Genomic DNA, 22,105 nt, shown 5'->3' with positions numbered 1-22,105 from the left:
ATATCTAAGTCAGTTAAACACACATTCTCTTATTCCAGTGTAGATTAGCCTCACGCATCCCAGCTAGTTTCAGGGGTGGCAAGCTAGTCAAAGGATGCAAAAGCGTTATTTTTGAGGGATTTTGGCGACACATTTTGCTTGTATAACAATTAAGCCCTTAGTTTTTAAGACAGAACAGCGCTGTAAAATGGCTAAGAAAGCAGGATTAGTTCCTTGCTGTAGCTTTAATGAAATATCTTTTGTTAGCGATAGCCACTGGATACAACAAGTATTTATAGGGACAGATTCAAATGTAAATGCTGATTCTCTATTACAAAAAAGGTATCCGCTCAATAAATCGGGGTAGTACAAAAAATAAAAAGTAGACAGTCTCTAGATTATCAGACCAAAGAAGTATATTCCGGTGCAAGATTAAGAAGGTAAAATTTTTCTGTATACTATAGGATTCCTACTTAAAGAGTTTTGAACAGAAGTAGGAGAAAATACTGCTGGGTGTAGAAGTTTAACTGAAGTTTCAGTTTAATAACTAGTTAAGCCGAGTGGTGTTGCGGGTGCTTGCTTTTCTTCTTTGTTGTAATCCATAGTTGTAAAACATCATGAAAAAGTTGTAAAACATCATGAAAAAATATTTCTCATCTCCTCGATTGCTTAAAAAGATTGTTCGTTTGAGTAGCATCTTTTTTGCAGTAACCTCTTTGAGTTATTTAAATGCTTCACCTGCTGCCTCTCAAAGCAGCGAGGGATTTTATAGGCAGCAAGACCGTCCAGAAGTCTTTCTAATCTTTAACCAATTGAACGGCGGCTTTTACTGCCGCGTTCAGAATGAAGACCAAATGAAAGCTTATGGTGGATTTAGATTGGTTAGCACTAGAACCTCGTTGAACCTCTCTGGCAGATTTACTGGTGATTGTGGATGGCCTAATGGCTTTTTTAGACGCTCTAACCAAGCAGCAGTGTATCGAATGTATGGAAGCCTCGGTTTTAACAGGTTTAATATCGGCGATAGCTATTGTCGCGTTCGCGATGAAGCTCAAATGGGTAAATATGGAGGATTTGGTGTAGTCAGTGTTGTATCACCAAGTTCAAATTTAGGAAGGGGAAGAAACTCTAGAGGAGTATGTCCCAACCCATAATTTTCAAGTATCCGCTCAATAAATCGGGGCTAACTACCAGTTCAGGAACGACTTTACGCCATTTGAGCCTTGTCACTGAGCGATTTACCCCGGATTATTGAGCGGTTAGCAAAAAAGTGTATCCCATATCAAACTACAAAGTTTTGTGGCGCATTATCTTTATACTTCATCTACCCAATAAAGATAATATCTTTCACTATCCACCCAGCCTCTCTGAAAATCCTTGAGCGGAACAATTTTCAAATCATTGCGATTGACATTCAGTTTTTTATTTAAAATCAGCAAAACTTTCTTTCGCTCATCTTGATTTTGAAGTAGAGAATTAATCTGGCTTAATATCTCAACTTGTTCCACTTCTTGACGACCTTTTTTAAATAAAGTAAAGCTTCCCATTTTTTCAATCTCTGGATAGTAAAACTTTCGATTGAGATAACCCGATAAAGGAGCCATATTTGCATCTCGACTGGCGACAATAAATTCCTTATCTAACCCAGCTTTGTGAATATATTGGGCTGTTTCGTGACTAGCAGAAAATGGTATAACTAAATCTCTTGAAAAACTATAAATTCCTCCCCCAAACTGGACATAAAGAATCAGCATCAAAGCCAGATAATGCCATTTATGAATAAATGTAATTGAACGTGGAACAAGAGAAATTTTATTAAGTAAAACTAGAGACTTTTGATAATAACTTCCCAGCCATAAAGCTGCTATTAAAACTAAATAGAAATGTCCAAAATGCCGTGGCATACCTAAAAATCTAAAGTATGTAAAGGCAAATAATATACAATTACCTATCATGTAAAAAAAGAAAATAACTGGCTTTTCAGATAGTTTTATTAAAGTTAAAACTACAATAAATAAAGCAATTGTCGCACAAACAATTAAATCCAGCCATCTTTTATGTGTAGGAATAATTAATAAGTAACTCCCAAATACTCTGCCGACGCTTCTCAACAGATGACGGATATCTAATTCTATTAGCCAACCATTATTTAACCCACCGTGAAGATAACTATCTGTCGGAGGAGTAATAATATAAATGGATAAAATAAAAGATAATGCAATAATTAAAATACTTAAAAATAAGTCGTACTTTTTGGTTTGACTAAAATACTGCTGCCGATGTTCGCGATCAAAATAAAATTCAGCCAGCAAAGTTAATAATAAAGAAAATGATAATAGTAAACCATAAGCACTACTATTTGCTAGTAAGCCCAACAGAATTGCCAAATAAGTATAAGTTATTTTTCTAGATGCAAAAACTGTACAGAATGCAAAAACAAATAACATACTAAAGGCATAGTTTCGAGAAATTAAAAGATATTCGTAAAAAGGAAAGAACCCAAACGAAAATAGAAATTTTTGTTGATAGTTAAAAGGGCTATATAGGCAAAAAAGTGTCACTGAAACAACAGTAATTGCCAAATGGAAAATTTGCATGATAATAGGATCGGCGACTATTTTTCTCAGAATTGCCAGAGAAAAATACCATAGAACAGGATGACCTTCATAATGAATATTTGCAATTAAATCCCCGAACGATTCACTATCTCTGACAATCAGCCAGGGATTTAGTTCATCTCGCCACATAGAATGGTTAAGAATACCTATTAAACCAAGAAGAGAAAAAAGAATAATAATAAACCAAGGAGAATTAAAAGGTAATTTTGAAGTAAGCTTGCTAATTTTATTGCTTAACATTATTAGTTCAGAATCCAATTTCTTTGGATCGTTAAGATTGCTGTAAATCCTATAATCAGATATTCTTCTGATTCTTTAACTATTCAGACAGATGGATTCTGACTTCTGAATTATTACTCATTTTTACTTATAACTTTCTGGTATACCCACTGGTGATAGACCTGCGATCGCTCGTAAGTTTTGGCAACGAATCAACTCAGTAAAATTGAAACTGGAACGTCCTTCAATTTTGGCTACCGCTTCAATTGCTGATAACAGGTGCTGGGCTGCTTCAACTTCTGAATAACCACGCCGCTGTGCTATTTTAATTGCGGCTGCATCGGCATTTAACTCTGACTCTTGAGATTTATTAGTGCGCCAGATCCGAAAAGCCGCGATCGCACTTAATCCCCCAGCGACAGCAACGCCTACTACATCTGATTGTGCTGCTTCTAAGAATCCGCCTAACAGCCCAGCCAACACCACGCCTTGATAAATATCGGGTTTAAACCACTTTACCCCCGTCAACCAGCTAACCATCTGCAACAGCAGCAAGTCTCGTTGCGGCTTTGTCAGGCGACGCCACAAATCAAAATTAATATATATCGGTCGCGCTTGGTTCCAGGGTTGAGGAAAGGAAGCGTCAATTACTTTTGCTTGCTCTGGCTTACTGACGATTTTTGTCGTCATCCGACCAGAAGCAGGCATCACATCTAACAAACGGCGAATTTCAACATTTGACTCCATAAATTTAATTATTAGCCATAATGTGCATAGTAACTAGGTGTGTAAAAAATAAAGTTTTCATGTTAACCTTTGATTTATGAGATGCTCTCGCAGTCTTGAATAGATTCAGATTGAGCTATAAGAATATTGATTCAGCAGTTTGATAGTATGGCGGGATTTTATAGTATTCCTTTGCCGCCAAATTCCAAACCTCAAAGTTTTGGCTTGCCATTAAGACTATATTTGTAACTACATGGACGCTTTTGCTACCCTCCCACCTGAATGGACGAATAAGGCAATACACGCTTATGATTTTTGCTGTCCTAAATGCCACTCAAGTAGCCTAGAAGCTGAAAAAGTTTGGCTAAATAGGCGATCGCCTGTTCTTACGGAAGACCGTCGTCGCAAATGGCAAGAGTTCTATTACTGTCACTGTGGTTCTGTGTGGTGGGCTTGGAGTAGCGATCGCCCGCCAAAAGATGTATCTAATCAGCCAGATTACAATCCTACATAGCTAATTTCCTTTCTAAACAAAACCCCACTTTTAGGTGGGGTTTTGTTTATCTAATTCTGAGCTTTATATTTGATCGCCAATTTTAGAAGGTGAAAGTAGTACGTAGAGTACCTACGTATTCAGTGTCGTTAGCGTCGTTGTGCTCTGGATTGAAGATTACCAACAAGCCAGGTGTTACCTGAATATTATCGGAAACCTTGTACTTGTAAAGACCCTCTAAGTGATAAGAAGTACTGTCGTCAAAGGTAGTATTGCCAGCGACATTTTTGATGCTACCACCAGCAACTCTGGGTGGTTGACCAAATATCACGCCTAAAACGTTGCCTTCGCCGCCAAAGTCTTTTAAAGCAAGCGCTCCAGCCCAGTACCAAATATCTGCGTCTGCACCTGCATTAGCACCAGTCTTAGCATCAGCAGTTGTATAACCTCCCCAACCACTAATAGCCAACTTAGGGGTAAATTGGAAGGTAGCTTCTACACCGTAGTTATTGGATTCGGTACGAGTGTTAGCCCCAAAAGGAGTGTTGGCAAAAATACTACCTGTACCTTGGAAAAGGTTATTGGCAGCAGTGTCAGTTTGATAAGTGCGAGCGTAGGTTAGACCAATATTAAACGCTTTGGTGGGTTGGAAAGATAACTGACCAAAGATAGCGCTATCACCATCAAACAACCCATTATTAAGGCTAGGGTCGTTAGCAGTCCTAGCTATATAAGCACCGCTGAGACTGATGGCGCCTTTAGGATTGAAGGTAGCAGTTATACCAGCGCCACCTTGACCTTGGCGATATATGGGGCTGAAACGTCCATAGCGTGAGAGCGCACCTCTACCAGAGCTTGCAAAGTCAGAGTTGAAGTTATTGACGTTCTCGTATAATTCAGCACCAGTAGCGTCAATTTTGACACGCACTGCGTCAGTCAAGTTGAAAGCATAGTTGATTTTATCAATGCTAATGCTGTTGCCAGTATCTCCATCAAAACCTAAACGGCTCATGTTGGTACCAGTACCAGTACCCAATGCATCATTACCACGATTGGAGACGATATTTCCAGCATTCAAACGAATTTGCAACTGGTCTTTACCAGTGAAACTGCTGTATAAGTTTAAACGAACGCGATCGCTAAAAGTGGTGTTGTAATTTAAATCTTGAGTAGGAGCGCCACCACGAGCTGCTCTAGTGTCACCAAAAACATCAGACACGGCAAAAATTGCTTCTCCAACCAACTTGGTAGTAGTGGAGAACTGATTAGCTTCCAACTCAGAAGTGCGGGCTTCTAGTCCATCAACACGACCGCGCAGAGTTGCTAATTCAGCAGAATATTCTTCTTGTAAGCGCTGTAAAGTAGCTAAATCTTGTTTGCTGACCAAATCGGCAGTAGCTGTAGCAATCAGTTCGTTAACCCGATCTAAACAGGCATTCAAACCTGCGGCAAATTCATAACGAGTTAAAGCACGGTTCCCACGATAGGTACTGTTAGGATAACCTGCAATACAGCCGTAGCGCTCAACTAGAGATTGTAAAGCTTGGAACGCCCAATCTGTAGGCTGCACATCCGAAAACTGAGAAACTGATGTTACCTGACTCATGTCGTTAGACTCTTGAGTTTCAGATAACTGTCCAACATTTGTTACCTGTTCGTTGACTTCACCTGCTAAGGCACTATTAGCAACTAAAAATGTAGCAGCTAATACAACCGGACTAACCTTAAAAAGATTCCAGAATCGTTTTGTCATGTTTTTAATTTCACTCACACCTAAAATAATCCAGCAATGAGAAAATGCTTTAAACACTTTTCTTTTGTGGATTTCACACACAATCACAGCAACGATTATACCTTTACCCTGTGATTATTACAAGCAATTCATTTAACATGCTGCTGAACTATAGTTTTTAATTAATTTATTTGGTAATCGCAAGATAATGCGGCGTTTGTGACGTAAAACTGTTCCTTCTTCTTCTAACTGCTGTAAGAGTCGGGTAATAGTTACTCGCGTAGTATTTAAAACCTCAGCAATATCCTGATGGGTAACATTTAAATCAATTAGCTTGCCCTTATCTATGTCACGTCCAAATTTTTCACTTAACCAGACTAAAAACTGCCATAAGCGTACCGAAATTGGTTTTCGATGCACAATGCTTAGTAGATCCTCTGCTTGTTGAATATGAGACAACAAAGCATTAATATCTTGATGCCACAAATGAGGTGGCACAATGCTTACTTCTACGCCCGTGAGACATTCAATCTGGTAGGGTTTCACCTTAGACAAAGGATAGCCAATCAGATCCCCTAATCCCCAATAACCAAGAGTGATGAATGTTCCATCTTCACTCCACGTTAAGGTACGAACTGCACCATATTCAATTCGCCAAATTACGTCATTGTAAGGTGGAATTACTTCCCGACGGTTAAATATCTGTTGGGGTAATTGTCCGCCCAAAGCAGAATCATTTGACACGGCAGAAGAGTTTGAAGTAGGACTTGGGGAATACATCATGAACCGTAATTACACAATTATCAGGGAATCTTGCTATTGACAATGGTTAAGAAACTCTAATAATTTGTATCAAAATTTACCTATATATCGAAAAGTCTATTCTTCTCAATCAGAGCTAGGGACTAACTAAAAATCTTCTGATGGTAACAACTTTTGGTTAAGGTATCTATCAGTGAGATAGGCTCAAAATTTTCAGTTGTTTATCCGCTACTTTAATTGCGTAAGTTTAAGAATAGGTAAGCTTTTAGTAAAATATTGAATTAACTTATTTTTAATTATTTGGTATTTTCTGAAGACGAAGTAAGTATGTCAGCGCAAAATTATGAAGATGGTAGGTGGAATGACACTTACTAACTCGCTGGATTTAGATCCCCGACTTCTTGCAGATACCTGAAGGGTAAAAGTCGGGGATTTGGACAACATATCAATTAGGAGCGTTGACCGGTGACAATATATGCTACCCTTTGACCGATATTCGTAGCGTGATCTGCCATACGTTCCAGACAACGAATTGCCAATGCTAGCAGTATAATTGGCTCGACTACACCAGACACATCTCGTTGTTGGGCTAAAGTCTGATAAACGCGATCGTAAGCATCGTCTACAGTATCATCCAGATGCTTTAAACGGCGTCCACCGGCTTCATCGAAATCTCCCAAAGCCTTTAAGCTAGTTGCTAGCATCGCCTGCGCGTGAAGGGACATAGCTTCAATGTCGGGCATTGACGTATGAGGCGCGTAAGGAAAAATTTTAATCGCAATTTCAGCTAAATCCTCAGCATAATCGCCAATGCGCTCTAAATCTCGCACCAGCTGCATAAATGCACTCAAGCAGCGCAAATCGGGAGCCGTAGGCGCTTGTAGCGTCATAATCGCCGTACAGTCTGATTCGATTTGTCTATAAAAGCGATCGATTTTTTTATCTAATCGGGGGAGTTCCTCAGCTGCTGTTAAGTTACGAGCAAATAACGCTTGGTGGCTGAGGCGAAATGATTGTTCTACCAAGGCACCCATGCGTAATACATCCCGTTCTAAGCGCCTAATAGCGCGTGCGAGTTGTGGTCTTTGAGGATTGGGAGTATAATCGACGGCTTTCACACTTGTTGTCTCAAAGGTGAAGATATTACTAACTATAGTCTTGGCTTAGGGAGTTTGCCATAACTTCAGGAAATTGAAGTTGCATCCACGCACCACCAGTTTCTGGATGGTTCATCGCTTTGATTGAACCACCGTGGGCAATTAAAATTTGCTCAACGATCGCTAATCCTAAACCATTACCAACGATCGCCCCGATGGAGTTACCATCTAGCGGGGAATGGGTTCGCGCTTTATCTCCTCGATAAAATCGCTCAAAAATGTGGGGTAAATCTGCCTCAGAAAAGCCAACTCCAGAATCAATAAGATTTATTTCCAAAATTGGGGAAGCAGTATTATTATCCTTTGTTGATAAGATTTTTGCTTCAATGTGAATACTTGTACTAGGAGGACTGTATTTAATGCTATTGTCTAGCAAATTCAGAAAAACCTGGTAAATCCTGGCTTGATCTGCCTTAATCCAAATATTTTCGGGGCCAGAATAAGAAAAAGATAGATGTTGCCGCCCTGCCAAGGGTTCTAACGTTTCCCAAACAGATGTAATTAGCGATCGCAATTCTACAGCTTTGGTCTGCAATTGCATATTTGGGTTTGCTTCCATTTGGGTCAGGTCTAACCAGCTTTGCACCAAGTTAATCAGTCGGTCAACTTCTTGCATCAAACGGTTAACCCAACGATTTAGAGGTGGTTCCAAGCGGATTTGTAAAGTTTCTACAACCAAGCGAATCGAAGTTAGTGGCGTTCTGAGTTCGTGTGCTAAATCAGAAAAAGAGCGATCGCGTACTTGATTTATATCTAATAGGGGTTGACGATTTTCTAAAAATACTCCCACTTGTCCATTGGGTAAAGGCAAGCTAGATGCCCGCAAAGCCAGAGATTTTATTGTTGCCATTTCTGCCGCATCATCACAAGATGGATGAAATACCCATTCTCCCGTCTGGGGTTTTTGGCAATCGCGAGTTTGTTCAATTAAATGGTCGAGTTCATAAGACCTGACCAACTCCAATAACAAGCGCACCTGTTCTGGTTGCCACTTTTGCAGATACAAAATTTCCTGCGCCTGTCGATTACACCACAGCAGTTGATTTTCCTCATCCACCTGTAAATATCCCACGGGTGCAAAATCTAGCAGGTCTTGGTAAGTTTGCAACGACTGGTGCAAATCTTGCCGTTGCTGCTTCACCATCGATATTTCCCGCCGCAACCCAGGAATCAACAGCAGTCCCATCTTATAAGAATGAGAGGTTAACGGTTTGAGTAAGCGCCCCAGGTAGCGGTTAAGTTCAACCTGTTGCCAAAGCCAAAACCCAATGCCTACCGCTAAACCCAGAAAAAATCCCAATAAAAGCATTTGAGTTGTTAGTTTTTTGGTGACTACTAAAAACTAACAACTATCTAAACTAATTATCCAAACCTATAGCCAAAACCTCTTACAGTCACAATATATTCAGGATGACTGGGGTCTTGCTCTAATTTTTCGCGCAACCACCGAATGTGAACGTCTACAGTTTTACTATCGCCAACAAAATCTGGTCCCCAAACCTGATCTAGCAATTGTTCCCGTGACCATACCCGACGGGCGTAACTCATAAACAGTTCCAGCAAGCGGAACTCTTTAGGGGAAAGACTCACCTCTTGACCGCGAACCAGCACACGACATTCTTGGGGATTTAAGGAGACATCCTTAAATTTTAATACTGGTATTTGGGGTAAATTACTTAGGCGTTGGCGGCGGAGTAAAGCGCGACAACGGGCTACTAACTCTCGCATACTAAAGGGTTTGGTCAGGTAGTCATCTGCACCCACCTCTAACCCCAGAACACGGTCAGTTTCACTACCCTTAGCACTGAGCATTAAAATAGGTACTGGGTTGCCTTGATGACGCAGCAAGCGGCAAATATCTAGCCCATTGATTTGCGGCAGCATCAAATCAAGAATGATCAAATCAAAAGGAAGTTCCCCGGAATTGGTTTCAAAACTTTTGAGATATTCTATAGCAGACCGCCCATCTGGGGCAGTTATCACCCCGTAACCTTCTTCTTCCAGAGCTACAGCTAGCATTTCCTGGATTAATTCTTCATCTTCTACTACTAGAATACGGCTGGTTTGCCCAATGTCCGTTCTGGCAGAGTATTTGGTCGATTCACTGGTATACATTGATATCACAAAAGTCTATGACTGTGCTTGTATCAATTAGGATGATTAAGTCTATTATCTCGCCTTACTGCAACCACTCTTCTACTAGGGTTAATTCTTTTAGATTTTCTTTACAAAAAGTAACATACACCACAGCAGTGTCCTAAATCATAAATCACTGTGGCTGCAAGCTTCTAATAGTTTTTTAATTAAGGACTTTGAATTTTCGATTCTGTCTTCACAAGATCCAAAGACATTATCGCATGAAGATTATCTTGACAGAGGAAATTAGTTTAGGTATATTTATCTTAGTACAAAAGTACTATTAATCCTCAAAGGGAAAACTATAACTGAAAAACAGAAGGACATATATGTGGAAAACTCGTACCCACTAAGTGTCAGATGCGATCATTTCAGTATTTCCACGGCGTTAAAAATGTTGATTAAAAGGCTACTCTGATGTCTGCATAGGGTAGTCATTGGTATGGCTTGCTACCCAATAAATCATTTGCCTATTGAAGGGAGTTGGAAGATGACTACAGTTGGAGTCAAAGACAGCAAACAACAACTAATGCAAGCATTTCAACAAATTATTATCCAAAGAAAAAAACTTGAATCTAAAATAGCAACCAAACAAGAAGAAGCAGAAAAGGCAAAAAGTCAAGAAATTCTGCAAGCAGCTTCTGCATATACAGTTGATAGTATTGTCAAAGGTTTAGCTGATTTACAATTAGAGTTTGGCAGTATTCTCAACGGATTATCTGAAAAACTAGCTCAGGAAAATTCCAAGTTAGATGAATTGAACCGAGCTATAGAAATTGAAACCCAACGTCTACAAGAACTGCAACAAATTAGAGTTGTAGCGGATACTCTAGACGTTTTAAGTCAAGAACATCAAGAAAAATTAAAAATTCTCGAACAAGATACTATTAGCAAAAAGGAAGCACTAGAGAAAGAAATTACAATCAGACGGAAAGAATGGCAAAAAGAGCAAGCAGAGTATGAAGAAAAACTTCAAGCATATAACGATTTATTAGCCAAATCTCGCCAGCAAGAACAAGAAGAATTTCAGTATAAGTTAGAAACTACTCGCAAACTCAATACAGACAGCTACGAAGGGATAAAGCGCCAACAACAAAGGGAAATACAAGAAAATTCTCAAAAGAAAGGGAAAGATTGGGCAGAGCGAGAAAAAATCTTCGCTGAACGCCAACCACTCTTTGCAGATTATGAACAAAAGGTAACTACATTTCCTAGCGAACTTGAAGAAGCCGTTAAGAAGGCTAGAGAAGAAGCAATTAAAGAAACAAGCCAAAAAGCTAAAATTGAGGCTGATTTATTTGAAAGAGAATGGGAATCTAACAAACAGAGCTATGAACAAAAAATTCAATCTCTGGAAGAAACAATTAAGAAACAATCTGAGCAAATAGAAGGCATTTCTGCTCAATTGCAAACTGCATTAAAACAAGCACAAGACTTAGCTATGAGGGCTTTTGGTAGTTCTAACCCTAAATAGTTGTGAGTTCGTAGCATCTTAATCATTTTTAGTTCCTGAAGAGGAGGTTTGTTGTGGTGGTGAAGAAGCCGACTGATAAGAATACTAAAGTAGAAATTCTTCAGGCGTATGAGGAGTTAGCTAAAGAAAAATCAGCACTGAAATCAGAACTCGATCAAGTTACCAAAGAAAAACAGTCTGGAACTAAAGAACAGCCTAAATTAGAACAAAAAATATCTATGAATCAGCTTTCTAGTGTCCAACAAAAAATGAACAATACAATTGAAAGCTTGGCAAAAATTCAATTAGGTTTTGGCAGTGCTGCTAATGAATTATCGGAACAGCTAACCACAAAAGCCTCTAAGTTGGAAGAAATTAGGCTAACTTTAGAAGAAGAAATCCAACAATTAACACAACTGCATAATTTAGAAGTTTCTGATGATATCTTGGATACTCTCATCCAAACCTATGAAGATAATACTAAAGCTTATCAAGAAGAATATAGCCAACGTTCTGAAGTGTTATTCCAAGAAATACTAGAGCAAAGAAATACTTGGGGGAAAGAACAAGAGGAACAGCAACGGGCAATAAAAGAACGGAATGAAAGTTTGAATAAAACTCGGCAACGCGATGCTTCAGAGTACAAGTATAACCTAGAACTCCAGCGGCAACTGCAAAATGACGAATACGAGCAAGAGCAGAAAGGGCTATATAAGCAATTAGAAGAATTACTACAAGAAACAGAAAAGCAGTGGGCTGAACGAGAGAAAGCAATTTCTGAAAGAGAGAAACAATTTGAAGAATTAAAAGCTAAGGTAGAAGCTTTTCCGAAAGATAAAGAAGCAGCTATCAAAAAAGCTACAGAAGAAGGTAAAGGCATCGCCCACTACCAAGCGAAAGTAAAATCAGATTTATATTCTAAGGAAGTGGAAGGACAAAAGCGTTTCTATGAACAAAGACTGCAATCTCTAGAACAAACTATTACTAATCAAGAGACGCGAATTGAAAATCTTTCTAAACAACTTGAATCCGCTCTCAAACAAGTTCAGGATTTGGCAGTTAAAGCTATTGAAGGTAATTCAAATGTTAATTCGTATCAGGCAATTAAAGAAATAGCTTTAGAACAGGCAAAGACTCAAGCTAAAAATAAATAAGCTGATTTATTTCTGATGAGAATTGCAGAGACTTAATTGAGTTTAAGTCTCTACAAGTAACTCTAATGCTTTTTATTCCGTTTTCTTTGGTTTTTTGATGTCTGGGGGAGGTTGTACTTTCTTCTTCTTTGTTGGGCTAGCCTGCGTTTGCTTCAATGCTTTGTTGGAATTTTGTTCTTGACTAGACATAATACTAAGTTTTAATATCTCTCTTACGGGTATTCTTGATTACATCAATATATCACAGGAAATTTAAGTTTAACTAAAACAACTTAGTAAATAATGTTACCTCTGTAGCAGCATCCTAAATGTGAGGGTTAATTAAGTAGTAAGTAATATGGCATTCTTTATAGTTGGTTGTAGAGGTGCGTAGACGTAGCCTGCGGCACGCATCGCTTACCAAAGCAAATAAGACTTTATGCTCTGTATATTAATACCGTAGAAAAAGATAATTACTATCAGCTTTACTGCCAGCGCAGTCAAGAATACCCTAATAGCCTCAAACGAATTTACCCAAATCGTACATCTAGCATCAAAACCAATAGATAAAATACCAATAGTGGCATAACCAAGTAAAGTTAAAGTAGCAGTCATTACTACAATACCAAATGTGAATCCTGCTGCAACTATAGTTCCAATTCTATCTTCAATAATTAGCGCCACTATAGTTCCTATTATCAATGCTGTTACTAACCAAGAGAATATATTAATATAAAAATATTTTTTAATAATATACCGTATATTCCAAATAATAACTACAGTTAGAATTACAAGAACAGCTCCTAATTTGGCTCCGGCAATAGCTAAATTAAAATTACTAATTTCCTTCATTACATGAATAACTAGAGTTACACTTATAACTCCAATTACAATCCCTGCAAAGAAAGTAATATTTAATATCAAATCGTTTTTAGGTAAAGAAGGGCTATCCATAATAAAGATATTTTAAGAATAAAATCGCAGCCATTTTTCTAAATTAATATCTTGCACTCTCAGTAAATCAGAATCATTTAACGTACCAGAAACCGCTTCTAAGACAAGAATCTTATCAATTCTGCGTGTCAGTTCATACTCGGTTATAGCTCTCATTTCCTCTGTTGATAACTGTCCAAAGAGTTCTACTAACATTTCTACCATTGGGAGCATGCCAACTTTGTTAGAACATATGAACTAGTGAGTGGTGGCAGAATCAATGAAAATAGAGGAAGAAATCAATCCTTACTTACTCAACAATGAAACCAGCCAATCAGAAAAAACTCCAGAAACATCTCCAAGCCGTAGCAAAAATTTTGTATCAAGAAGCAGAGACTAAAGAATTAGAGAGTCTAGCCGGAATTGAAAAAACAATCAGAACACAAACTTTAGAGTATATTACGCCAGAATTAGGGGTTTTTTTCTCAAAGAAGCAACAGGAACTTCATTACTGTTGACTAAGAAGAATTAAAAGTATTCTCGGGGAATTACCAGTCAGTGAGAAACAAGCACGAAAGTTAAAACTAGACAATAATCAAAAAATAAGTCCTTATTTAGAGCAATGTTGCTTACCTTTAATTAGCTTTTCAACGATTGGTAATATGCGATTACTCACTTTTTGATGATAATTAGCAACTTCTGGCATAATTCCCTTCATTGATCAAATAATTACCCTAATTATAAACAATCTTACTCAGCGAACCTCTGCGTTTACCTCAGCGTTCCTTTGCGTTAAAAAAAAGGCGGGCCTTTCAGCCCACCCACAATATTTTGAGAATATTCTGTTGCTATTAACCCAACAATTGTTTAGCCTTAGCTAATACATTATCAACGCTAAAACCAAACTTCTCTAAACAAACACCGCCTGGAGCCGAAGCACCAAAGCGATCGATACTAACAGTATCGCCTTCAGTACCCACGTATTTGTGCCAACCGAAACTAGCGGCAGCTTCTACAGACAAACGCTTGGTGACAGCTTTTGGCAGAATGGACTCTTTATAAGCCGCATCCTGTGCTTCAAACAGTTCCCATGAAGGTAGCGAAACAACACGAACTTTCTTGCCTTCAGCCTTAAGTTTTTCGGCTGCGCCAACGGCGAGGCTCAATTCTGAACCAGTACCAATCAGGATGATATCGGGTGTACCTTCGCTATCCACCACGGTGTATCCACCCTTTGCTACGCCCTCAACCGATGTACCAGCCAAGTTGGGAACGTTTTGACGGGTGAACGCCAATAGAGATGGAGCGTTTTGCTTCGCTTTTTCAATCGCTATTTTATAAGCGCCAGACGTTTCGTTACCGTCTGCGGGACGAAACACTAATAAATTAGGAATAGCTCGCAAGGAAGCTAGAGTTTCAATGGGTTGGTGTGTTGGCCCATCTTCACCTTGTCCAATGGAATCGTGAGTCATCACCCAAATCGAACCAGCTTGGGAAAGGGCGGATAAGCGGATGGCAGCACGCATGTAATCTGTGAAGATCAAGAAGGTAGCACCGTAGGGGATTAATCCTGAAGTGTGCAGGGCTATACCATTACAGATTGCGCCCATAGCATGTTCCCGCACACCAAAGTGGATGTTAGGGTTTTCGTAGTGTCCTTTTTGGAAGTCGCCCTTACCCTTGATTTCGGTCAAGTTGGAGTGGGTTAAGTCAGCAGAACCACCAATCAATTCAGGTAGAACTGCCGCTAGTTTGTTGAGGCAGTTTTCTGAGTGTTTGCGGGTGGGTATTCCTTTATCTTCTGGGGTGTAGGTGGGTAGTACCTTATCCCAACCGTCGGGTAGCTTGCCGCTTAGGTAGCGTTCAAATTCAGCCGCTTCTTGGGCATACTTAGCTTTGTAGTCCGCAAAGGTTTTGTTCCATTCGGTTTCGTAGCTTGCGCCGCGCTCAACTGCTTTGCGTGTGTGGTTGAGGGCTTCTTCGGGTATTACGAAAGGCTCGTATTCCCAACCCAAATTTTTCCGAGTTAATGCTATTTCGTCTCCACCAAGGGCAGCACCGTGAACGCCAGCAGTGTTTGCTTTATTGGGGGAACCGTAACCAATAATGGTTGTTACTTTGATGAAAGATGGCTTATCGGTGACAGCTTTAGCCGCTTCAATTGCTTTAGCGATCGCTTCTAAATCGGTATTGCCATCTTCGACGTGTTGAACGTGCCAACCGTAAGCTTCAAACCGCTTGGAAACATCTTCGGTGAATGCCACATCTGTGGAACCGTCGATGGAAATGTGGTTGTCGTCATACAGAGCGATGAGTTTGCCTAATCCCAAGTGTCCTGCAAAAGAACAAGCTTCACCGGAAATTCCTTCCATGTTGCAACCGTCACCTACAATTACGTAGGTGTAATGGTCAACAATCTTGGTATCGGGTTTGTTAAATTTAGCGGCAAGGTGCGCTTCGGCGATCGCTAAACCGACTCCATTGGCAATTCCTTGACCTAATGGGCCAGTGGTGACTTCCACGCCTGGGGTCATGAAGTTTTCGGGGTGTCCAGGGGTTTTCGATTCCCATTGACGGAATTGCTTGATATCTTCAATGCTTACACTGTCGTAGCCTGTCAAGTAAAGCAGGGCGTACTGCAACATCGAGCCATGACCGGCAGATAAGACAAAGCGATCGCGATTAAACCATTTGGGATTCTTGGGATTAAACTTCAAAAAGCGATCCCAGAGGACAAAAGCCATCGGAGCCGCACCCATTGGTAGTCCTGGGTGTCCCGATTTAGCTTTTTCTACGGCATCAATAGCCAAGAAGCGGATCGAGTTAATAGCCAGTTCTTCGACGGACAATTCTTTGGCGGATTGGGTTGCAACAGTCATAATCTCTTGTTTTTAACGACGGGTTAGCACTCTTCGTAGCTTCTTTTGCTGGGGTTATTTTAGATTCCCCACAGTATCCTCATCATCCCACTCCCGCTTGTCGATGGACAAGCGGGATCTCCTGAGTTTCTGGTGATAAATCAAGCTGATAATTGGGTCATGCTGAACGCTTAAATTATATCGGAATGATATTTCTGATACTTTGGGCATGGGGCATTGGGCATGGGGCATTGGGCAAACGAGCAGAGTCGGATTAAATTACTAAATTCTGAATTCTGCCTCACTTCGACTACGCTCAGTGACCATCTGCCTCCTGCCTTCTTTTAAACGTATTTTTTAAAGGCCAGTGTGACATTGTGACCGCCAAACCCAAAAGAATTGGATATTGCTATCTCGACTTTTTGAGCGCGGCTAGAGTGAGGCACGTAATCTAAGTCACACTCTGGATCGGGATTTTCCAGGTTGATTGTCGGTGGAATTTGGTCATTAGCGATCGCTAGTACTGTTGCGACTGCTTCAATCCCTCCAGAACCGCCCAATAAATGACCTGTCATCGATTTGGTGGAGCTAATTGCCACCTTATAGGCGTGTTCTCCCAAGGCTTTTTTGATTGCTGAGGTTTCAGTTGAATCATTAGCTGGGGTACTAGTGCCGTGGGCATTAATATAGCTAATTTGTTCGGGAGTTATGCCAGCATCTTTGAGCGCTAGTTCGATCGCTCTAGCGGCTCCGAGTCCACCGGGTACGGGAGAGGTAATGTGGTAGGCATCACAGGTCATGCCATAACCGATCATTTCGGCATAAATGTGAGCGCCGCGACTTAGGGCGTGTTGCAGTTCTTCGAGAATTAAAATTCCTGAACCTTCACCCAAGACAAATCCGTTGCGATCGCGGTCAAAGGGACGGCAAGCATGAGCCGGGTCATCATTGTTAAAAGAGAGTGCTTTGCAGGCGGCGAACCCAGCTATCGACAATGGTGTGACAGCTGACTCCGTTCCCCCGCAAATCATCGCCTGGGCGTATCCCCCTTGAATTAAGCGAAAAGCATCTCCAATGGCGTTAGAACCAGCGGCACAGGCAGTTACAGGACAAGAGTTTGGCCCTTTAGCACCTGTATGGATTGCCGTTAATCCTGCGGCCATATTGGCGATCATCATCGGAATCATGAATGGACTACAGCGATCGGGGCCACGGTTGAGGTAGATAGTTTGCTGGTCTTCTAATACCTTAATGCCACCAACCCCAGAACCGATCATCACACCTACCTGTTCTGCATTCAGGTCATTGATCGCTAACTCCGAGTTAGCTAGAGCCTGTTTTGCTGCCGCAACCCCAAATTGGGAAAATCGATCCATGCGCTTGGCCTCTTTGCGCTCCAAGTAATCATGCGGATCGAAGTTTTTTACCTCACCAGCAATCCGGCAGTCATGGCGAGACGCATCAAATAATGTGATGTAGTCAATGCCATTGCGTCCACTCAATAATCCATTCCAATATTCTGTTGCTGTATTACCTATAGGTGTAATCGCGCCAACACCAGTTACAACAACGCGTTTACGTGTATGATCTGTCATGATTCAGTTAAAAATGGCGAAAAAGCAGCAGGCAAAAAATTTGAGGTTAGCGACTAGGTACTGGTGAGCCAGCGCGGTCTTAAAGGTTTCCTTTACGAGCGACTGGCATCGGATTTGCTGACTTCAAGTGACTGTCGTTAACGTCAGCATTAGCGACATTAGCAGCGTCACGCGAAGAGTGGCTAGATATTAGAGAAAAATCTCCCCAATCCCAATCCCCAATTCCAATCCCCAGTTAAGCTGAGGCGGTAACTTTGTTATTGATGTAATCTACTGCGTCTTGAACGGATGTAATCTGCTCGGCAGCTTCGTCGGGAATTTCGATATCAAATTCTTCTTCCAAAGCCATCACCAACTCAACGGTATCGAGAGAATCTGCTCCCAGGTCTTCCATAAACTTGGCTTGTGGTGTGACTTTATCTGGGGGATCAACACTCAGTTGTTCGATAACGATTTTCTTGACCTTTTCAAAAAGTTCCGCTTGGCTCATAAATAAAAGTCCTTAACCACTTGCTACGATCTGCTCTTTAGAGGAGACATTGTTTTGAGCATATACATCTTATCGTCAAGCGCGATCGCCCGCATACTTCCAAGGGTTTTTCTGCTAGAAAACCTCTGCCATTTTTAAAATAAATGGGGTAACTTTTCTAGAAACACTTGAGCAGTAGAGCGTGCTACGCCATCGCCAATACCGTGTAAATGCTTTGGTTTTCCAATTATTGCTAAAATTTTTTACAATGTCTCGATCGGTATTTACAGCCTTGCTAGCAGTTAAGAATATGTAGATGCCGCGACCCTTTAACCTAAACGCTTAAAGGGTAGCTAAACGTCAAACATCAGAACTTTAGTGCTAACAAGGGAATGATAAAACAGTTATTGTTTAGAGCGATCGCTCTAACCCAAACATACTTCTATGCTACCTCAGACACTGAAATACGCTTACTTCCCCGGTTGTGTTGCTCAAGGGGCCTGTCGAGAACTTTACCAATCAACTCAAGCGCTTACCAAAGCATTGGGTATTGAACTAGTTGAACTTAAAAAAGCTGCTTGCTGCGGTTCAGGCACATTTAAAGAAGATTCGCAACTGCTAGAAGACACAGTCAACGCCAGAAATATTGCCCTAGCAGAAGAATTAAATTTGCCCTTACTTACCCATTGCAGTACTTGTCAAGGTGTTATCGGTCATGTAAACGAACACCTGAAGGAATGCCAAACAACTAACCCTGTTTACATTGAACAGGTTAATGGCTTGCTAAATAAAGAAGGCTGTTCGCCTTATCGCGGCAGTACTGACGTTAAACATCTTCTTTACGCCTTAGTAACAGATTACGGTTTAGAGGAAATTACCAAACGTGTCACCCGAAAGTTAACTGGATTAAAATGTGCGGCTTTTTATGGCTGTTATCTCCTCCGCGCCCAAAAATCTATGCCTTATGACGACCCTTTCCAACCGGAAGCGATGGAAAATATGTTTCGGGCGGTGGGTGCAACACCAATTTATTACCGAGGGCGGACACAATGTTGTGGTTGGCCGCTTTCTAGTTATGCCACTACCCAATCTTTTAAGATGGCGGGGATGCATATTCAGGACGCTTTAGCATCTGGTGCTGACTGTATAGTTACACCTTGTCCTCTGTGCCACTTAAATTTAGATTCGCGTCAGCCAGAGGTAGAAAAAGTGATTGAACAGAAGTTAGGTTTACCAGTGTTACATTTACCCCAGTTGATTGCTTTGGCACTTGGCGTTAGTCCAAAAGAACTCGGTTTAGACCGTCACATTGTTTCCACACAGCCAGTGTTGGAAAAATTAGGATTTTAGTTTATGGAGTACAAGGGGCTTAAGTCCCTTGAACAAAACCTTTTTGAATAAGAATACAGAATGGGACGTGCAAGATTCACGCCCCACAAGAGTTATTTTGAATTTGGTTATGTAGTTTAGATAACTTTCAGCTTATTCATTGCTATTTTTGAATTTACGTTGCAATTGTTTTAGCGATTGATACATATCTGGCAGGCGGCCATAAACAGCAGATACCTTGAGATATAGTTTGTAAGGAAGGGCTGGGGTTCCGCAGACAATTTCTCCTGGTGCAACATCGTTGTGAATTCCAGTTTGAGCAGATGTCATCGACCCATCTCCCATCTTCACTTGATTGACTATTCCTGTTTGTCCAGCTAGAATAACGCGATTTCCCAGTTTAACACCTCCGGCCATGCCAACCTGACCTGCGATCGCACAACCAGAACCGATTTGGCAACCATGACCTATTTGCACTAAGCTATCAATTACTGTATTTCGACCTACCCGTGTTTCTCCCACTGCTGGGCGGTCAATGCCAGTGTTACAGCCAACTTCTACACCATCTTCTAAGACTGTATTGCCTGATTGTTCCATTTTGAACCAACCAGTACGGGTGGGAACAAAACCAAAGCCTTCTGCACCAATAACAGCACCACTGTGAATGACGCAATCTGCACCGATGCGGGTGCGTTCGTGGATGGTACAGTTGGCGTGTAAGGTGGTGCGATCGCCTATTTTGACATCTGGATAAATTACCACATTGGGATGAATGATTGCACCATCACCAATTTCTACTCCTTGTTGAATCACAGCATGGGGGCCAATATAAACATCACTACCAACTTTTGCGGTGGAGTGAATCACAGCGGTGGGATGAATTTCTGGGGTAGGGCGATATGGTTGATAAAAAAGGGCGATCGCTTTGGCAAACAATAATCGCGGATCTGGGGTTGCTAGCCAGACAATACCCCTCTCTTGTGCAAGCGCCTGTAATTTTTCGTCCTGGGGCAAAATTAAAGCACTAGCATTGGTATTGCCGACAAAAGATTTAAATTTTGCACTTTCTATGTAACCGATCGTACCGTTGCTAGCTTCATCAATGGCTGCTACCCCTGTAATTTCTGGGTCTTGGTCTGGGTTACTAGTCAGGCTATGATTGGTGGCCGCGTCACCAAATTGACGGAGGATTTCGCTGAATTTCATTGTTGGGTGTGTTCAAAATTGATCTACAATTGCAAGATAATTTTCCCTCTTTATGCTCCAATAGAATAATTTTGTAGATGCGTAGTGATAAAACAATCAGACTGTTCCTAGCTTCGCTTCAGGTTGGATTACTTTACTGACATTCTTCTGTTGATGGCTCTCGTGAGCTTACTTTCACTGAATCTTGTCTCAGTAGCGTCTTGAGGCGTTGATTATCTTCGGCAGCGATCGTTTCACCATAGTGATGAAGTTGAAAAAGCTGGCAATAACGGTTTTGTTTGGCGCAAATCAAGCAGCCATAGGCATGATTGCCGTTAGTACCGCATAGCCGATGTCCCATCACCGGGCCGAGAGAAATATTTTGCTCGCTAGCAACAGTACTGAGAATTGAGCGCACTTTGGACTCAAACTCCAATGACAAGTATTGCTTACGTCCTGGTTGTGTACGATCCCATTCTGGAACGATTAATTCCTGTTTTAACAGACTCGCTTCAATCTCTTCAGACATCACAAGCCCAGATAGAATAACGTGACGGGAAACATGAGGCAATAATGTCCGTGCTAATTGCCACATTAAGGCTTCATCAAACCACTCTTCAACCAGTGGACGCAGATACCAACAACAGGGTATGCCAAGGTTTACTAAATCTTGCAGCAACTGTACCCGACTCTGAATTGAGGCTTGCTCATAGCCTGGTTTCAAGGGTGGTAGACTAACAAAGACAGTGACTCGAAGTGAATGAGGTCGCTCTAGAGTTGTTTTGAGGCGTTCTAGAAAAGATTGGCCAGGATGGACTTTGGTAGTTATGTAGACCATGTTGGCAGCTTTGCGGTCAATCAGTGCATCCAGAATTGATAGTACGCGTTCTCGATGGGCTGGAATAAAAGGGTCAGAGTAATCGCACAGTGAAATTGGAAAGCCCTTTTGTCCCTCCTGGGTAGCAAAAATGTAGTCTAGCAAAAGATCGAGCAGGTCAACTGGAGATGAGACATCCTGAAAGTTTTGTGGATAATGATGCCAGTCACGGTCTTGATGGCAGACACAATAGGCACATTCAATCGGGCAACGGTTCTGGACATTTGGTAGAAATGGATTCAAGCTGAAATATTTTACAGCCCGCTCCTCATCAGGAATACCAAGCACTGGAAAGCCATGCAGCATATACTGGCTTCCCTGCAACGTAATTTCAGACGCAGCATTTTTATCAGTATTCATATATTTTTTATGAAAAAATAATACACCCGGAAAAGTTTGTCTTCTCTAGAGTGGCTGGTGTGAATATAGAGTGGCAAGGTGGGAAATGCTG

Annotated in this window: 20 protein-coding genes; 6 read left to right on the top strand and 14 right to left on the bottom strand. The window is 41.0% G+C overall.

The window, feature by feature from the left end; genetic code table 11:
* The first annotated feature begins 617 nt into the window (after positions 1–617).
* Positions 618–1,133: a hypothetical protein gene (locus V7K84_RS00815; protein ID WP_334835484.1), complete on the top strand. Its 516-nt coding sequence runs from the start codon at positions 618–620 to the stop codon at positions 1,131–1,133.
* A 159-nt stretch (positions 1,134–1,292) separates the two neighbouring features.
* Here the strand turns inward: V7K84_RS00815 and V7K84_RS00810 are convergent, their stop codons facing one another.
* Entirely contained in the window at positions 1,293–2,837 is a 1,545-nt protein-coding gene (locus V7K84_RS00810; protein ID WP_334835482.1) for a hypothetical protein, read from the bottom strand.
* A 123-nt stretch (positions 2,838–2,960) separates the two neighbouring features.
* The gene (locus V7K84_RS00805; RefSeq protein ID WP_334835480.1) at positions 2,961–3,563 is read right to left on the bottom strand and encodes a DUF3318 domain-containing protein; all 603 of its coding nucleotides are present in this window, start codon (positions 3,561–3,563) and stop codon (positions 2,961–2,963) included.
* Between the two features lie 232 nt (positions 3,564–3,795).
* Between V7K84_RS00805 and V7K84_RS00800 the strand changes: the two genes are divergently transcribed.
* Positions 3,796–4,056: a hypothetical protein gene (locus tag V7K84_RS00800; protein ID WP_334835477.1), complete on the top strand. Its 261-nt coding sequence runs from the start codon at positions 3,796–3,798 to the stop codon at positions 4,054–4,056.
* Positions 4,057–4,138: 82 nt separating this feature from the next.
* Here the strand turns inward: V7K84_RS00800 and V7K84_RS00795 are convergent, their stop codons facing one another.
* The 5 genes from V7K84_RS00795 to V7K84_RS00775 form a co-directional block, all read right to left on the bottom strand.
* Positions 4,139–5,788: an iron uptake porin gene (locus V7K84_RS00795; protein ID WP_334835475.1), complete on the bottom strand. Its 1,650-nt coding sequence runs from the start codon at positions 5,786–5,788 to the stop codon at positions 4,139–4,141.
* Positions 5,789–5,920: 132 nt separating this feature from the next.
* Positions 5,921–6,550: a Crp/Fnr family transcriptional regulator gene (locus V7K84_RS00790; RefSeq protein ID WP_334835473.1), complete on the bottom strand. Its 630-nt coding sequence runs from the start codon at positions 6,548–6,550 to the stop codon at positions 5,921–5,923.
* Positions 6,551–6,978: 428 nt separating this feature from the next.
* Positions 6,979–7,647 (bottom strand): phosphate signaling complex protein PhoU, encoded by a 669-nt coding sequence (gene phoU / locus V7K84_RS00785; RefSeq protein WP_334835470.1) that lies wholly within the window; start codon positions 7,645–7,647, stop codon positions 6,979–6,981.
* Between the two features lie 28 nt (positions 7,648–7,675).
* On the bottom strand, positions 7,676–8,995 hold the full coding sequence (locus tag V7K84_RS00780; protein ID WP_334835467.1) for a PAS domain-containing sensor histidine kinase: 1,320 nt from the start codon (positions 8,993–8,995) through the stop codon (positions 7,676–7,678).
* A gap of 53 nt (positions 8,996–9,048) precedes the next feature.
* Complete coding sequence (locus tag V7K84_RS00775; RefSeq protein WP_334835466.1) at positions 9,049–9,801, bottom strand: response regulator transcription factor; 753 nt, start codon at positions 9,799–9,801, stop codon at positions 9,049–9,051.
* A gap of 511 nt (positions 9,802–10,312) precedes the next feature.
* Between V7K84_RS00775 and V7K84_RS00770 the strand changes: the two genes are divergently transcribed.
* A complete protein-coding gene (locus V7K84_RS00770) occupies positions 10,313–11,296 on the top strand; it encodes a hypothetical protein (RefSeq protein WP_334835463.1) in 984 nt (327 codons plus the stop codon).
* 53 nt (positions 11,297–11,349) lie between these two features.
* Entirely contained in the window at positions 11,350–12,429 is a 1,080-nt protein-coding gene (locus tag V7K84_RS00765) for a hypothetical protein (RefSeq protein ID WP_334835461.1), read from the top strand.
* A 396-nt stretch (positions 12,430–12,825) separates the two neighbouring features.
* Here the strand turns inward: V7K84_RS00765 and V7K84_RS00760 are convergent, their stop codons facing one another.
* Positions 12,826–13,362 carry a hypothetical protein gene (locus V7K84_RS00760; protein WP_334835459.1) on the bottom strand — a complete coding sequence of 179 codons (537 nt, stop codon included), beginning with the start codon at positions 13,360–13,362 and terminating at the stop codon, positions 12,826–12,828.
* A gap of 12 nt (positions 13,363–13,374) precedes the next feature.
* Positions 13,375–13,566 carry a hypothetical protein gene (locus V7K84_RS00755; protein WP_334835457.1) on the bottom strand — a complete coding sequence of 64 codons (192 nt, stop codon included), beginning with the start codon at positions 13,564–13,566 and terminating at the stop codon, positions 13,375–13,377.
* Between the two features lie 95 nt (positions 13,567–13,661).
* Here V7K84_RS00755 and V7K84_RS00750 point away from each other — a divergent pair, with 95 nt between their 5' ends.
* A complete protein-coding gene (locus V7K84_RS00750) occupies positions 13,662–13,859 on the top strand; it encodes a hypothetical protein (protein ID WP_334835455.1) in 198 nt (65 codons plus the stop codon).
* A gap of 333 nt (positions 13,860–14,192) precedes the next feature.
* Here V7K84_RS00750 and tkt read toward each other — a convergent pair whose 3' ends face one another.
* The 3 genes from tkt to acpP form a co-directional block, all read right to left on the bottom strand.
* A complete protein-coding gene (gene tkt, locus V7K84_RS00745; protein WP_334835452.1) occupies positions 14,193–16,220 on the bottom strand; it encodes a transketolase in 2,028 nt (675 codons plus the stop codon).
* Between the two features lie 323 nt (positions 16,221–16,543).
* A complete protein-coding gene (fabF, locus tag V7K84_RS00740; protein ID WP_334835450.1) occupies positions 16,544–17,794 on the bottom strand; it encodes a beta-ketoacyl-ACP synthase II in 1,251 nt (416 codons plus the stop codon).
* Positions 17,795–18,029: 235 nt separating this feature from the next.
* Complete coding sequence (gene acpP, locus V7K84_RS00735) at positions 18,030–18,284, bottom strand: acyl carrier protein (RefSeq protein ID WP_094349173.1); 255 nt, start codon at positions 18,282–18,284, stop codon at positions 18,030–18,032.
* Positions 18,285–18,707: 423 nt separating this feature from the next.
* Between acpP and V7K84_RS00730 the strand changes: the two genes are divergently transcribed.
* Positions 18,708–19,613 (top strand): CoB--CoM heterodisulfide reductase iron-sulfur subunit B family protein, encoded by a 906-nt coding sequence (locus V7K84_RS00730; protein WP_334835448.1) that lies wholly within the window; start codon positions 18,708–18,710, stop codon positions 19,611–19,613.
* 132 nt (positions 19,614–19,745) lie between these two features.
* Here the strand turns inward: V7K84_RS00730 and lpxD are convergent, their stop codons facing one another.
* Both lpxD and V7K84_RS00720 read right to left on the bottom strand, forming a co-directional pair.
* Entirely contained in the window at positions 19,746–20,798 is a 1,053-nt protein-coding gene (gene lpxD / locus V7K84_RS00725; RefSeq protein ID WP_334835445.1) for a UDP-3-O-(3-hydroxymyristoyl)glucosamine N-acyltransferase, read from the bottom strand.
* Positions 20,799–20,931: 133 nt separating this feature from the next.
* Positions 20,932–22,014, bottom strand: a complete 1,083-nt coding sequence (locus tag V7K84_RS00720) for a hypothetical protein (protein WP_334835442.1) — start codon at positions 22,012–22,014, stop codon at positions 20,932–20,934.
* Positions 22,015–22,105 lie beyond the last annotated feature (91 nt).

Source organism: Nostoc sp., assembly GCF_036917315.1.
Taxonomy (GTDB): domain Bacteria; phylum Cyanobacteriota; class Cyanobacteriia; order Cyanobacteriales; family Nostocaceae; genus Nostoc.
The sequence above is the reverse complement of the archived record's forward strand: the minus strand, read 5'-3'. Positions and strand labels throughout refer to the sequence as shown.